Origin of the sequence: Burkholderia sp. NLJ2 (assembly GCF_049487195.1) — a bacterium.
Classification (GTDB): Bacteria; Pseudomonadota; Gammaproteobacteria; order Burkholderiales; family Burkholderiaceae; genus Burkholderia; species Burkholderia pyrrocinia.
In genome coordinates this window covers 1,093,584-1,108,262 of sequence record NZ_CP137808.1, presented here as the reverse complement: position 1 = coordinate 1,108,262, position 14,679 = coordinate 1,093,584, and the positions used below count along the sequence as shown (strand labels likewise).

General features: G+C 69.0%; 13 protein-coding genes and 1 riboswitch. Of the genes, 10 read left to right on the top strand and 3 right to left on the bottom strand.

Features of this window, described 5'->3' with window-relative positions:
• Positions 1–140 precede the first annotated feature (140 nt).
• Positions 141–407 carry a hypothetical protein gene (locus R9B84_RS05120; RefSeq protein WP_423759448.1) on the top strand — a complete coding sequence of 89 codons (267 nt, stop codon included), beginning with the start codon at positions 141–143 and terminating at the stop codon, positions 405–407.
• A 77-nt stretch (positions 408–484) separates the two neighbouring features.
• Here R9B84_RS05120 and R9B84_RS05115 read toward each other — a convergent pair whose 3' ends face one another.
• Positions 485–1,174, bottom strand: a complete 690-nt coding sequence (locus R9B84_RS05115; protein WP_423759447.1) for a DUF2968 domain-containing protein — start codon at positions 1,172–1,174, stop codon at positions 485–487.
• Between the two features lie 115 nt (positions 1,175–1,289).
• Positions 1,290–2,450: a gamma-glutamyl-gamma-aminobutyrate hydrolase family protein gene (locus tag R9B84_RS05110; protein WP_423759446.1), complete on the bottom strand. Its 1,161-nt coding sequence runs from the start codon at positions 2,448–2,450 to the stop codon at positions 1,290–1,292.
• A gap of 283 nt (positions 2,451–2,733) precedes the next feature.
• Here R9B84_RS05110 and R9B84_RS05105 point away from each other — a divergent pair, with 283 nt between their 5' ends.
• The 8 genes from R9B84_RS05105 (at position 2,734) to R9B84_RS05070 (ending at position 10,793) form a co-directional block, all read left to right on the top strand.
• The gene (locus tag R9B84_RS05105; protein ID WP_423759445.1) at positions 2,734–3,414 is read left to right on the top strand and encodes a GntR family transcriptional regulator; all 681 of its coding nucleotides are present in this window, start codon (positions 2,734–2,736) and stop codon (positions 3,412–3,414) included.
• Positions 3,415–3,421: 7 nt separating this feature from the next.
• Positions 3,422–4,798, top strand: a complete 1,377-nt coding sequence (locus R9B84_RS05100) for an amidase (RefSeq protein ID WP_423759444.1) — start codon at positions 3,422–3,424, stop codon at positions 4,796–4,798.
• A gap of 138 nt (positions 4,799–4,936) precedes the next feature.
• Positions 4,937–5,449, top strand: coding sequence for a disulfide bond formation protein B (locus R9B84_RS05095; RefSeq protein ID WP_423759443.1), 513 nt, complete (start codon positions 4,937–4,939; stop codon positions 5,447–5,449).
• A 620-nt stretch (positions 5,450–6,069) separates the two neighbouring features.
• Positions 6,070–7,068 (top strand): xanthine dehydrogenase accessory protein XdhC, encoded by a 999-nt coding sequence (gene xdhC, locus R9B84_RS05090; RefSeq protein ID WP_423759442.1) that lies wholly within the window; start codon positions 6,070–6,072, stop codon positions 7,066–7,068.
• Between the two features lie 18 nt (positions 7,069–7,086).
• Positions 7,087–8,112, top strand: a complete 1,026-nt coding sequence (locus tag R9B84_RS05085) for an adenosine deaminase (protein WP_423759441.1) — start codon at positions 7,087–7,089, stop codon at positions 8,110–8,112.
• Between the two features lie 27 nt (positions 8,113–8,139).
• On the top strand, positions 8,140–8,541 hold the full coding sequence (locus R9B84_RS05080; protein WP_423759440.1) for a hypothetical protein: 402 nt from the start codon (positions 8,140–8,142) through the stop codon (positions 8,539–8,541).
• On the top strand, positions 8,538–9,857 hold the full coding sequence (gene guaD, locus R9B84_RS05075) for a guanine deaminase (RefSeq protein WP_423759439.1): 1,320 nt from the start codon (positions 8,538–8,540) through the stop codon (positions 9,855–9,857). The genes R9B84_RS05080 and guaD overlap by 4 nt, the downstream gene beginning before the upstream one ends.
• 147 nt (positions 9,858–10,004) lie before the next feature.
• Positions 10,005–10,142, top strand: a riboswitch (yybP-ykoY riboswitch).
• Positions 10,143–10,220: 78 nt separating this feature from the next.
• Positions 10,221–10,793 (top strand): TMEM165/GDT1 family protein, encoded by a 573-nt coding sequence (locus tag R9B84_RS05070; protein WP_047900090.1) that lies wholly within the window; start codon positions 10,221–10,223, stop codon positions 10,791–10,793.
• Between the two features lie 52 nt (positions 10,794–10,845).
• Here the strand turns inward: R9B84_RS05070 and R9B84_RS05065 are convergent, their stop codons facing one another.
• A complete protein-coding gene (locus R9B84_RS05065; protein WP_423759438.1) occupies positions 10,846–11,547 on the bottom strand; it encodes a DUF4136 domain-containing protein in 702 nt (233 codons plus the stop codon).
• 186 nt (positions 11,548–11,733) lie between these two features.
• On the opposite strand from R9B84_RS05065, the gene pepN reads away from it, so the two are divergent.
• Entirely contained in the window at positions 11,734–14,427 is a 2,694-nt protein-coding gene (gene pepN / locus R9B84_RS05060; protein ID WP_423759437.1) for an aminopeptidase N, read from the top strand.
• The last annotated feature ends 252 nt before the right edge of the window (positions 14,428–14,679 follow it).

Here is a 14,679-nt window from a genome sequence, read left to right as displayed (position 1 = left end):
CGCATCACGTCGCACCTCGTCAAGCGTCGCTTCGCCCGAAAGCAACGCACGACGTGCGGCGCACCGCCACTGCATCGCCGATATCGCCGCATCGAACCAATGGCCAGCGCACGGCAGCGATCGCGGCCCGCATACCGACCGTGCCGCGACCGGCTGCACGTCCGCCAATCCAGAGCGATACGGCCAACGCCCGCACACGCGATCGGCTCGTCGCGCCGCCGGACGCACGCGATACACGCGACGCGCACGACACACTCGACAATCCGCTCACGCTGATCTCAATGGCAAACGCGCTGCGCGGCGCGCAGCCTGCCCGTGCGGCGCCTGCGCCCGCCGCCGGTTTCGACTGGACATCTCAACTGTCCCACCGCCGCGTGACCGACGCACCGGACGCGTTCGCGCGCTGACGGTCGCCCAACAAAAAACCCGGCGAAGATCGCTTCGCCGGGTTTCGCTCGTCTCTCTCCGTCCGTCTGACGAATCGTTACTTGTGCGAAGGCAGCCCCGTCTCGGTCTGCTTCTCGAGTTGCCGCACCTGCTCCTGCAGATCGCGCAACTGCATCTGTGCAGCCCGCTTCTCGACCTGCAGCGCCTGCGTCTGTTCCTGGGCCGACTTCTGCCGCTGCACGACTTCGGCCTGCTGGCTGCGCGCGACGCTCAGATCGGCCTGCAACTGCTGCGCACGATTCGCCTGCAGCGCGATCACGCGTTCGAGAAACGCCTTCTGCGCCTGCAGCTCGGTACGGCGGATCTCGATATCCGCGAGCTGCACAGTCTGCTGAATGAAGTTCGCATACACCATCTCCGCGCGGTTCTTCTCCTGCGACCGGATCACGCGCCACAGATGCTTGTCCTGGAACAACGCGACGTAGTACGTCATCTCGCGCGGATCGAACATCAGGCTCGCACCGTAGCTGCCGTTGTACGTCGTGCGCATCTCGACGATCCGGCCATCGTGCAGCATCTGCGTCAGTTCGGCGACGGTGCCTTGCGCGCTTGCGTCCGACGCGGATGCCGCCGACGCAGCATCGCCGCTCAGGCTCGTGACCGCCGGACGCGTACCGGCGACCGGCGCGGTCGCGTCGGCGGACCAGGCCGCACCCGCTTGCGCGCAGGCGGCCAGTGCAACGATCCACGTTGCGCATCGTGCAGGGGAAAAGTTTCGGAAAGCCAACGTCAGACTCCGGCGAACGAATCGGAACTCGCGATTATCGTTCAAAACAAAACGGCCCCATCTCGAATTTATCGGGATGCGGCCGGCCCTCGTGCGATACGAAGAATGTGGCTTGCTACAGGCGGGTTTCGCGCGCCGCGCGCAGGAACGCATCGAGCAGCGGCGTGCAGTCGAGCAGCTCCGAGCCGCCCGCACGATGGAACTCGGGGTGCCATTGCACGCCGACGACGAACGGCGAACGCCGGTGGCGGATGCCCTCGATGATCCCGTCGCCGGCCGACACGGCCTCGATGTTCAGATCGCGGCCGAGATCGCGGATCGCCTGGTGGTGGATCGAGTTGACGATCGCTTCGCTGCGCCCGGGGAACATGCTCGCGAGCGTCGACGAATCGGGGAAGCGGATGGCGTGACGATGCTGGTCGTAATGCTCGCTCACGTGCGCATTCGCGGTCGGCACATCGGTGGCGATGTCCTGGTACAGCGAGCCGCCGAACGCGACGTTGATCAACTGGCAGCCGCGACAGACGCCGAGCACGGGCTTGCCGGATTCGACGAACTCGTGCAGCAGCTCGAGTTCGTACATGTCGCGCACGCGATCGCCCGGCCATTCGGGGCGGGCGTCCGACGCCGCATAGGTTTGCGGCGACACGTCGGCGCCACCTTGCAGCAGCAGGCCGTCGAGATGCTTCGCGTAGTCGCGCAGGCGGATATTGCTCGGGTGAATCATGCCCTGGTGGCCGACGGTCGGAATCATGAACACGAGCACGTCGCGCGACATCACCCAGTGCGCGATCGATTCCTCGAGATACTGCAGCGTCTTGCCCCGCAGCCCCTTCGCGCCCGGTTCCGGATGGAAGATCCGCGCCGACACGCCGATGCGCAACGTGCGCTGCGTGATGCGCTGGCCCGCGCGGTCGAACATCCGGCGCGCACGCGCCGCAATGATCCGGCCGAACACCGACCACGGCGTATCGCTCTGCTTCAGGTAGGCCGGCGGCGCATTCTGCGCGCTCGCGGGCGGCGGCCGCGGCGTATCGAAATCGGGCGGCGCGCCGAACCCGGGCGGCGGCGAGCCGGGCTTCGGCGGCGCGGCGGCGCCCGGCGCACCCGGCTCGGATGCGGCCGTGACCGGCGACGCGCCGTCCACGGCGACGTTTTGCGCGGCGGCCTGCGGTGCCGGCACGTCGGGCGTTTTCGCCGGATCGGGACGGGGAGAATCGGAAGAAGCGGAAGAGGTGCCGGGCAGACCGGCCGGGGAAGGCGTGTTTTCGCTCATGACGATGGTCTGGTACGTCGCTCACGCGTATGGATAAACGAGGAATCATTATGCTTCAGTGCACGATCGAGCGGCAAACCTGCAACATCCTGTCGATATTGTTGCAAGTCGATGGCAAACCGCGCCGGGGAGCGTCCCCGATCACGTGACGGCAACGCCGCCACCTCACCGTGTGTACTGGACATCAGTGATATATCACAATAATATCCACGCATCGTCCACGCTTCCCGATCGCCCGCACCCTCATGATCGCGCCCCGTCCGTCCGCCGCGCCGCAACCGGCATGAATGCACTCACCGATGTCACCCTCGACCGGCCCGCCGCGTCGGCGGTCAGTCTCGCCGACCGCGCCTACGCGCTGATCCAGCGCGACATCATCACGATGCGCCTGAAACCGGGCGCCGCGCTCAACGAGGCCGACCTCGTCGCGCGCACGAGGATCGGCCGCACGCCGGTGCATCAGGCCGTGCATCGGCTCGTGCTCGAAGGGCTGCTGTCCGTGATGCCGCGCAAGGGGTTGATGGTGCAGCCGCTATCGCTCGACGACATCGTCGCGGTGATCGACGTGCGGCGCATCAACGAAGCGCACTGCGCCGAACTCGCCGCGCGCCATGCGGCGCCCGACGATCTCGCACGCATGGCCGCGCTGCTCGACGACGGACAGGCCTGCGTCGATACGCACGACGTCGAAGGCATGATGGAACTCGACCGTGCGTTTCATCAGGCGATCGCCGCGGCCGCGCGCAATGCGGTCCTCGCCGAGATCCTGCGCGCCCTGCACGAGCGCTCGCTGCGCTTCTGGTTCGTCACGCTGTCCGAGCCCCACCATCTCGCCGACGTCCAGCACGAGCATCGCGAACTGTTCGAACGACTGTCCGCGCGCGACGCCGCCGGCGCGCGCGCGGCCGTCGAACGCCATATCGATTCGTTTCGCTCCACGCTTCTTCAACATCTTCGCCCCTGAGCCGCCCATGACCACGTTCACGCCCTTCCCCCCGCTCGCCCAGCTCGCCGCCGACCTCGCCGCCGGCCGGACCACGAGCCGTGCGCTCGTCGACGCCGCGCTCGACCGTATCGCCGATCCGTCGGGCCAGGGCGCCGTCGTCTTCACCGAAGTCGATGCCGACAACGCGCGCGCGGCCGCCGACGCGCACGACCGGCTGCGCGCCGCGGGCACCGTGCTGTCGCCGCTCGCGGGCATTCCCGTGTCGGTGAAGGACCTGTTCGACGTCGCGGGCCAGGTGACGCGCGCCGGTTCGCGCGTGCTCGACGGCGCGCCGCCCGCACGCACCGATGCGGTCGCCGTCGCGCGGCTCAAGCGCGCGGGCGCCGTGCTGGTCGGCCGCACGAACATGAGCGAATTCGCGTTCTCCGGGCTCGGGCTGAATCCGCACTTCGGCAACCCGCGCTCGCCGTACCACCGCGACGTGCCGGGCGATGCCCGGATTTCCGGCGGCTCGTCGTCGGGCGCGGCCGCGTCCGTCGCCGACGGGATGGCCGCCGTCGCGCTCGGCACCGATACGGGCGGCTCGATCCGCATTCCAGCCGCCCTGTGCGGGCTGACGGGCTTCAAGCCGACCGCGAGCCGGATTCCGACGCAAGGCGGCGTGCCGCTGTCGACGACGCTCGACTCGTTCGGTCCGATCGGCCTGACGGTCGCCTGCTGCGCGCTCGTCGACCGGATGCTCGCGGGCCTCGAACCGCACGTGCCGGCCGCACGGCCGCTCGAAGGCGTGCGGCTCGGCGTGCTGACGAACTATGTGACGGACGGCGTCGATGCCGACGTCGCGGCCGCGCTCGACACCGCGCTCAAGCATCTCGAAGCCGCCGGTGCGATCGTCACCGAAGTGCGCTTTTCGGCACTCGACCGGCTGCCGGACATCAACCGCTTCGGCTTCTCGCCGATCGAGGCGTACGCGTGGCATCGCCCGCTGCTCGCGCAGCACCGCGACCGGTACGACCCGCGCGTGCTCACGCGGATCCTGAAGGGCGAGCCCGCGAGCGCGGCCGACTATCTCGACCTGCTCGCCGCGCGCGCCGCGATGCTCGACGAAGCCGCGCACACCGTCTGGTCGCGCTTCGATGCGCTCGTCGCGCCGACGGTGCCGGTCGTGCCGCCGCGCATCGCGGATCTCGAAGCGGACGACGCCGCGTTCACGCGCACCAATGCGCTGATCCTGCGCAACCCGAGCGCGTTCAACTTCCTCGACGCGTGCGCGCTGTCGCTGCCGTGCCATCCGCGCGACGCGGCGCCGGTCGGCCTGATGCTCGCGGCGGCACCGCATCGCGACGACGCGTTGCTCGCGATCGGCCAGGCGGTCGAGGCCGTGCTGAACCCGATCCGCTGACCGCGCCAATCGATCGACGGCGGGCGATGCGCGCGGTGCGGCAGGGCGCCGCACGTGCGCTGTCAGTTTCGTGCCAGACCGTTCGCGCTAAAATCGCGCGATTGTTTTCCGGACCGACCCACGAGGAACCCCGCCGACATGAACGACTACACGCTTGCGCTACGCCGCGAACGCCGCCTGCTGATGCTGCTCGGATGGGTGTGCATCGCCCTGCTGGCCGGTGCGCTGTACCTGCAGTACGTGAAGAACGAAGATCCGTGCCCGCTGTGCATCATCCAGCGCTACTTCTTTGCCGCGATCGGGATCTTCGCGTTCCTGGCCGCCGGGATACGCAACTGGCGCGGCATCTGGGTGCTCGAACTGCTGATCGCGATCGCCGCGGCCGGCGGCGTCGGCACGGCCGCGCGGCACCTGTCGATCCAGATGAATCCGGGCTTCAGCTGCGGCTTCGACACGCTGCAGCCGATCGTCGACAGCCTGCCGCCCGCGCAATGGTTCCCGGGCATGTTCAAGGTCGCCGGGCTGTGCGAGACCGTCTACCCGCCGATCTTCGGCATCCTGCTGCCCGGCTGGGCGCTGATCGGCTTCGCCGCGATCCTGATTGCGGTCGTCGCGAGCCTCTGGCGCCATCGCCGCAAGCTCGCAGGCTGACCGGCCGGCCGCATCGACGGCCCCCGGCGCGCGCGACCCGATCGACCGGGCCGCGCGCCGCCGGTTCGCCATCACCCGGCTCCAACCGACACTTCTGCCGGCCGCACCTGGCCGGCCACACGTAAACCCCTACCCCGCCGCCGCCCCGATTTCCGGGCGAACGCGCGTCGCGCGACTGCCGCGCCCACACCCCGTCACGCCTGCGTTTCGGCCCGATGTGCACGCATCCGCGCCCCGATACCGCGCGGCGGGCCTATGATCGACATGATCGCCTCCTGATAGCCCGGATCACCGTCCGGCGATGTTCCCGTCGCATTGCGGTGCTATCTTCGTGACTGGATGGCGATCTACGTGCGCGAGGCCAGGCGGTCTCCCCCCTGCGTAACGCGCGCCCGATCCGCAATGTCGACTGGATTCATCATGACAACGCAAACCATCCGCATCCGTCACCCTCATGGCGTCCGCGAGTCCGGCGGCGCCGTTCGCGCGCGTCGTCCGCGCGCCGCCGCACTGCATCGGCCGTGCGGCCGGCCTGCCCCGCTCCCGTCCGTCCTCGTTGCCGCCGCGCCCGCCAGCCCGCGCCGCGTGTCGTGCCGCGTCGTCCCGAACGGAGCGTGCTGATGGAAGCCTGGCTCGGCGATCTGCAGCAACTGCTCGCGCACGGCGAAGCAGCCGTGCTCGTGACGGTCGCGCACACCGACGGCTCCGCGCCGCGCGAAGCCGGCACCAAGATGCTCGTCACGCGCGACACGGCCCGCCATACGATCGGCGGCGGTCATCTGGAATGGAAGGCGATCGAGATCGCACGGCATCTGCTGAAGGATGGCGCGCACGTGCCCCACGCGCGCAGGCTCGAGCGGCTCGCGCTCGGCCCGAGCCTCGGCCAGTGCTGCGGCGGCGCGGTCGTGCTCGCGTTCGAGCGGCTCGACGTCGGCGATCTCGGCTGGATCATGTCGCTATCGAAGCGCGTCGCGGCCGGCGCCGCGACCGTGCGTAGCGTATCATTCGGCCCCTCGCCGGGCGCGCCGCTGTTGAGCGAGCCCGAATCGGAAGCCGCGCGGGCCGACTGCCTGCTGTGGGAAACCGGCGGCGTGTCGCTGATGACCGAAACGATCGCGCCGTATGCGTTCCCCGTCATGCTGTTCGGCGCCGGGCACATCGGCACCGCGCTCGTGAAGGTGCTGGCGACGCTGCCGTGCCAGGTGCGCTGGATCGACGGGCCCGATGCGGTGTTCCCGCCGGCCGACGTGCTCGCCGGCATCGGCAATCTCGCGATCGAGGCAGCCGCCGCCCCGGCGGACGCCGTCGACGCGGCGCCGCCGCAGTCCTACTTCGTCGTGATGACGCACGACCACGCACTCGATTTCGTGCTGGCCGAGCGCATCCTGCGACGCGGCGACTATGCGTACTTCGGGATGACCGGCTCGCACGCCAAACGCGTGCAGTTCGATCATCGCCTCGCGGCCATCGGCATCGACCCGGCCCAGGTCGCGCGGATGCGCTGCCCGATCGGTGTCGAAGGCATCATCGACAAGGCGCCCGAAGTGATCGCGATCTCGGTGGCCGCGCAGTTGCTGCAGGCCGTCGAGGCGAACGCGCAGGCTTCCCCTACCTACTGACCGACCAAGAACGACGCCATGACCCCGACATTCAAGGACAAGATTGCCCGCGCGCCGAAAGCGGAGCTGCACATCCATATCGAAGGCTCGCTCGAGCCCGAACTGATTTTCGCGCTCGCGCAGCGCAACGGCGTGAAGCTCGCGTACGACTCGATCGACGCGCTGCGCGCCGCGTACGCGTTCACCGACCTGCAGTCGTTCCTCGACATCTATTACGCAGGCGCGAGCGTGCTGCTGACCGAGCAGGATTTCTACGACATGACGGCCGCGTATTGCGAGCGCGCGCTCGCCGACAACGTCGTTCACACCGAACTGTTCTTCGACCCGCAGACGCACACCGAACGCGGCGTGCCGATCGAGACGGTCGTCGCGGGCATCGAGCGCGCACTCGCCGATGCCGAGCAGCGCGGGCTGTCGAGCAAGCTGATTCTGTGCTTCCTGCGCCACCTGTCCGAAGAGGACGCGCTCACGACGTTCGAATCCGCGTTGCCGCTGTTCGAACGCTATCGCCATCGCCTGATCGGCGTGGGCCTCGACTCGTCCGAGCTCGGCCACCCGCCGACGAAGTTCGCGCGCGTGTTCGAAAAGGCGCGCGCGCTCGGGCTGAAGCTCGTCGCGCACGCGGGCGAGGAAGGCCCGCCGGCCTACATCTACGAAGCGCTCGACGTGCTGAAGGTCGACCGGATCGACCACGGCGTGCGCAGCATCGAGGACGCGGCGCTCGTCGAACGCCTCGCGCGCACGCGCACGGCGCTCACCGTCTGCCCGCTGTCGAACCTGAAACTGTGCGTGTTCGACGACATGGCGAAGCACACGCTGAAGGCGCTGCTCGACCGCGGCGTCGCGGTAACGATCAACTCCGACGATCCCGCCTATTTCGGCGGCTACGTCAATGAAAACTACTTCGCGACGGTCGCGGGGCTGCAGCTCACGGATGCCGAAGTCAAGGCGGTGATCCGCAACGGCTTCGAGGCGTCGTTCGTCGAACCGGCGCAGCGCGACGCACTGTTCGCGCGCCTCGACGCGTACTGGCAGGCCGCATGACGGCCGGCATCGAGGTGCGCTAGACAGATGAAACACGGCAACGGCATCCGCTTCGCGACTCCCGGCCCGGCCTTGAGCCGAGTCGAACGCATGCATGCGCCCGGCGCGAACGCGTTCAACGCGTTCGTCGCCCGCGTGGTGGCGGCGCTGTCCGTTGCCGCCCGCCGGCGCGTGCGGTCGCGGCTTGCCGTCCCGTGCGCCGCCGCAGCGGCCGCGATCGCCAACGCCACCGGCAATCACGCGATGGCGGCCCCGGCCGCCACGCTCGCCCGCGCAATCGCATCCGGCCGCGCCGCACGCAGTGTGTCGCGACTACTCGCGAAGCGCCGTCCCGCCCCCGCGCGGGCGGTGCCATCCATGCCGTCGCCCGCGCGGCGTCGATCGCTTTCTTCTGTTCGCCTTACCTTGATGCAGGACCATTCGTCATGACGCAAACCGCTTTTCGTTCCCAACTGCTGACCTTCAACGGCGACCCGGCGCAATCGAGCCAGGCCGCGAACTACGAGACCGACGGCCTCCTGATCGTCGACGACGGCAAGGTCGTCGCGGCCGGCCCGTATGCGCAGCTCGCCGCGACGCTCGCGCGCGATGCGATCGTCCACGACCTGCGCGACAAGCTGATCGTGCCCGGCTTCATCGACACGCACATCCACTATCCGCAGACAGACATGATCGCGTCGCCGGCGCCGGGCCTGCTGCCGTGGCTCGACAAGTACACGTTCCCGACCGAGCGCCAGTTCGGCGATCCCGAGCATGCGCGCGAAGTCGCCGATTTCTTCGTCGACGAACTGCTCGCCTGCGGCACGACGAGCGCGCTCGTCTACTGCACGGTGCACAAGCAGTCGGCCGACGCGCTGTTCGCGGCGAGCGACGCGCGCGACCTGCGGATGATCGCGGGCAAGGTGCTGATGGACCGCAACTGCCCCGAATTCCTGCGCGACACCGCGCAATCCGGTTATGACGACAGCGCCGAGCTGATCGACCGCTGGCACGGCAAGGGCCGCCAGATGTACGCGCTGACGCCGCGCTTCGCGCCGACGTCGACCGAGGCGCAGCTCGAAGCGTGCGGCGAACTCGCGCGCCGCCATCCGGACGTGTTCGTGCAGAGCCACGTCGCGGAAAACGTCGACGAGGTGAAATGGGTGGCCGAGCTGTTCCCCGGCCATCGCAGCTATCTCGACATCTACGACCGCTACGGGCTGCTGCGTCCGCGCGCGGTGTACGGCCACTGCATCCACCTCGACGACGAGGACCGCCGCAGGATGGCCGAGACGCGCACCGTGGTCGCGCACTGCCCGACGTCGAACTTCTTCCTCGGCAGCGGGCTGTTCGATTTCGACAAGGCCGGCGAATACGACGTGCCCGTCACGCTCGCCACCGACGTCGGCGGCGGCACGTCGTTCTCGATGCTGCAGACGATGAACGAGGCGCACAAGGTCGCGCGGCTGTCGGGCCACCACCTGACCGCTACACGGATGTTCTGGCTCGCGACGGCCGGCGCCGCGCAGGCGCTCGACCTCGCCGACACGGTCGGCACGCTCGCGCCGCGCACCGAGGCCGACTTCGTCGTGCTCGATCCGCAGGCGACGCCGCTGCTCGCGCGCCGCACGAAGCGCGCGGATTCGCTCGAGGAATTGCTGTTCGCGTTCGCGCTGCTCGGCGACGACCGCGCCGTGTACCGCACCTATGCGGCCGGCAAGCTCGCCCACGAACGCGGCGCGGCCCGCCGTCCGGCCGCCGCGTAACGGCCCGCCGGGCACCCTGCCCCGCATGTGCGGCGCATCCGCCGCCGCGCATGCCGGGTAGCTGAAGGCGCCACGCGCCGATCGCGCCCCGACGCCCTCGTTGCCCTGCCCGGCCGCTTTCCCGCGCGCGACCCGTCGTGCTAGAATTCGCCGCTCATTGGGGAGTAGCCGCTCCGCTCGATGTCCCGCGCCCCCGGCGCGCATCGTGACGGAGGCGTCCGTCAACAGACTTGGCCGTACGGCCATGGCGGACGCAGCCACCTAGGCCTGGCGAGACCGATGGTTCACAGTGCGCCGCATCAGGGCCCGGCGCGCCGTGGATCGTCGCTCGCACGCACAACATCGGCCCGTGGAACCCCATACGTGTCCCAAGCCTTCCTGATTTCCACCGGCGCCGTCGCCCTCGCTGAAATCGGCGACAAGACCCAACTGCTTTCCCTCGTGCTGGCCGCGCGCTATCGCAAGCCGGTGCCGATCATCCTCGGCGTGCTCGTCGCGACGCTCGTGAACCACGGTTTCGCAGGCGCGCTCGGCGAATGGCTCGGCGCGCTCGTCACGCCGTCGATCATGCGCTGGGCGCTCGCGTTCTCGTTCATCGCAATGGGGTTGTGGATCCTCGTGCCGGACAAGCTCGATGCCGACGAAGCCAATGCCAACCGTTCGCGGCTCGGCGTGTTCGGTGCGACCCTCGTCGCATTCTTCCTCGCGGAAATGGGCGACAAGACGCAGATCGCGACCGTCGCGCTTGCCGCGCGCTTCCAGGACTACATCGGTGTCGTGGCCGGCACGACGTTCGGGATGATGCTCGCGAACGTGCCCGCGATCCTGCTCGGCGACCGCTTCGCGCACCGCCTGCCGACGAAGCTCGTGCACGGCATCGCGGCCGTGCTGTTCGTCGTGCTCGGCGCGCTGGCGCTGCTGGGCATCGGGGTCTGACGGACGGAGGTGGCCGGCGCGGCCGGGCGGCCGCGCCGTTGCTGGCGCCGCGTTACTTCGCGACCGCCGCGCCCGAAGCCGGCGCAGCCGGCACCGCGCGCTCGTTGGCGGCCGGCGCCGCCGGCCCGCCGCGCTTGTCGACCGGCAGCCGGACCGAGCGGACCGCGCCGTTCGACAGCGGGAAATCGGCGAGCGCGCTGCGCGCGAGGAACGACATCGCGTACAACAGCGTGCCGTTGTCGCCGGTCGTGCGCGCGGACACGTTGTAGACCTCCTTGCCCGTCGCGCGCTCGGTGATGCGGATGCCGAGCGTGTAGTCGAACACCTGGTACGTCTGCGCGACATAGCCGGCCGGCATCGGCCCCCAGGGCCCCCACGGGCCCCACGGCCCGCGCCGCCAGTACGGCCCCGGCCCGACGAACCAGGGATCGTAATAGACGGGTTGCGGCACCGTCACGAGATCGCTGCCGACCGCATAGGTCAGTCCGACCAGATACCGCGCCTGCGCCTGCGGCACCTGCCGGAACGCATACGCGGACAGCTCGTTCGCGACGATCGGCTCGTAGGTCGACTGCTCGATGCTGTTCTTCTGTGCATCGGTGCGCGTGAACGCATAAGTGCGTGTCGCGTCACTGCCGCTCCAGTCGGAGAAGGCCGTGACCTGGGTCGTCACATAGCTGGTGCAGCCCGTCAGCAACGCCACGCACAGCGCCGCCGCCCAGCCCGCACCGCGAAAAATCCAATCGCGTTTCATGTTGATCCTCGTCGATCCGTCACCCGTTCGTCGCACCGCGCGAACCGGACGGGATGCCGATAATACGCGGACTGCCGAAAGCGGTAAAAAGTTCGCCCGGCACGCAGCCGCAAGCCTTTGTACAATGGCCCGGTTCGCCCGGCCCGTGCGGCGGGCCCGTCCCCCACTCCACCGATCTCGACGACCATGTCCGACAACGCCTCCTCCACCGTGATCCGCCGCGCCGACTACACGCCGCCGGCCTTCCTCATCGATTCCGTCGCGCTCGAATTCGATCTCGCGCCGGCCCGCACGATCGTCAGGAATACGATGCGCGTGCGCCGCAATCCGGACGCCGCGCCCGCGCCGCACCTGGAGCTGATGGGCGAAGCGCTCGAATTCCTCGGCGCATGGCTGGATGGCGCGCCGCACGGCGCCGTGCGCGCGCACGAACACGGGCTGACGGTCGAGAACGTCCCCGACGCATTCGAGCTGACGCTCGAAAGCGCGTGCGCGCCCGACCAGAATACGACGCTGTCGGGCCTGTACGTGTCGAGCGGCAACTTCTTCACGCAGTGCGAAGCCGAGGGCTTTCGCCGCATCACCTACTTCCTCGACCGCCCCGACGTGATGGCGTCGTTCACGGTCACGCTGCGCGCCGACAAGGCCGCGTACCCGGTGCTGCTGTCGAACGGCAACCTCGTCGATTCGGGCGACCTGCCCGACGGCCGCCACTTCGCGAAATGGGAAGACCCGTTCCGCAAGCCGAGCTACCTGTTCGCGCTCGTCGCGGGCAAGCTCGTCGCGATCGAGGAAAAGATCACGACCGGCTCGGGCAAGGAAAAACTGCTGCAGGTATGGGTCGAGCCGGCCGATCTCGACAAGACGCGTCACGCGATGGATTCGCTGATCCACTCGATCCGCTGGGACGAAAAGCGCTTCGGCCTCGAACTCGATCTCGACCGCTTCATGATCGTCGCGGTGGGCGACTTCAACATGGGTGCGATGGAAAACAAGGGGCTCAACATCTTCAACACGAAGTACGTGCTGGCGAACCCCGAGACCGCGACCGACACCGACTTCGCGAACATCGAATCGGTGGTCGGCCACGAATACTTCCACAACTGGACCGGCAACCGCGTGACCTGCCGCGACTGGTTCCAGTTGAGCCTGAAGGAAGGCCTGACGGTGTTCCGCGACCAGGAATTCTCGGCCGACATGGCCGCGGGCGACGACGTCGAATCGGCAGCCCGCGCGGTCAAGCGCATCGAGGACGTGCGTGTGCTGCGCCAGCTGCAGTTCGCCGAGGACGCGGGCCCGATGGCACACCCGGTGCGCCCGGAAAGCTACGTCGAGATCAACAACTTCTACACGATGACCGTCTACGAGAAAGGCTCGGAAGTCGTGCGGATGTACCAGACGCTGTTCGGCCGCGACGGCTTCCGCAAGGGGATGGACCTGTACTTCAAGCGTCACGACGGCCATGCGGTGACCTGCGACGACTTCCGTCACGCGATGGCCGACGCGAACGGCCGCGACCTCGCGCAGTTCGAGCGCTGGTACAGCCAGGCCGGCACGCCGCGCGTGACGGTGAAGACCGCGTACGACGCGGCCGCGCGCCGCTATACGGTCACGCTCTCGCAGGGCTACGGCGACGCATCGCCGGCCGCGCGCGAAACGCAGCAGGGGCCGCTGCTGATTCCGTTCGCGATCGGCCTGATCGGCCGCGACGGCCGCGACCTGCCGCTGCGCCTCGACGGCGAAGCCGCCGCAGCGGGCACGACGCGCGTGCTCGATTTTACCGATACCGAGCAGACCTTCACGTTCGCCGATGTGCCCGAAGCACCGCTGCCGTCGCTGCTGCGCAACTTCTCGTCGCCGGTGATTGTCGAGTACGACTACAGCGACGACGATCTCGCGTTCCTGCTCGCGCACGACAGCGATCCGTTCAACCGCTGGGAGGCCGGCCAGCGCCTCGCGACGCGCGCGCTACTGACGCTCGCCGCACGTGCCGCCGCGAACGAACCGCTCACGCTCGGCGAGAACTTCGTCGCCGCGTTCCGCCGCGTGCTGTCCGACGCGAACCTGTCGCCGGCGTTCCGCGAACTCGCGCTGACGCTGCCGTCGGAAACCTATCTCGCCGACCAGATGGCCGAAGCCGATCCGGCCGCCGTGCATCGCGCGCGCCTGTTCGTGCGCCGCCGGCTCGCGACCGCGCTGCGTGCCGACTGGCTCGCAGCGTACGAGCAGCACCAGACGCCCGGCGCATACGAGCCGACGCCGGAGGCCTCCGGCCGCCGCGCGCTGAAGAACCTCGCGCTCGCGTATCTGGCCGAACTCGACGACCCGTCCGAAGCGGTGCGCCTTGCAACCGCGCAGTACGACGCGGCGAACAACATGACCGATCGCGCGGCTGCGCTCGGCGCGCTGCTGTCCGCCGCGGCCGCGGGCGCGAACGAGCCGGCCGAGCATGCGCTCGACGACTTCTACCGTCGCTTCGAGAAGGAAGCGCTCGTGATCGACAAGTGGTTCGCGATGCAGGCGGCGCAACGCGGCACGCCCGCGCAGCCGACGCTCGCGAAGGTTCGCAAGCTGCTCGCGCACCCCGCGTTCAACCTGAAGAATCCGAACCGCGCGCGCTCGCTGATCTTCAGCTTCTGCGCGGCCAACCCCGCGCAATTCCATGCGGCGGACGGCTCGGGCTACGCGTTCTGGGCCGAACAGGTGCTCGCGCTCGACGCGATCAACCCGCAGGTCGCGGCACGCCTCGCGCGCTCGCTCGAACTGTGGCGCCGCTTCACGCCCGCACTGCGCGACCGGATGCGCGACGCGCTCGAACAGGTCGCCGCCGGCGCGAAATCGCGCGATGTGCGCGAGATCGTCGAGAAAGCGCTCGCCTGACGCAAGCGAGCGCATCGCGCCCGCACGATAAGGCCGGTGCCGCCTGACGCGGCGCCGGCTTTTTTATTGCGCGAGTGCGGTTGGAACCTGGCGGAATCGCGGGGTCTGACCGCGCAGTTTGCCGCCGCTGCGATGCGCACCGCGCCCGTCGCCGGCGCCGGAAACCGGGCCGGTCAGGCCGCCCGGCCTTGTAACCGGACGAAAAAAGCCGGCGGCACGCGAGGCGCGGCGGGTAAAATTGCGGCCATTCAA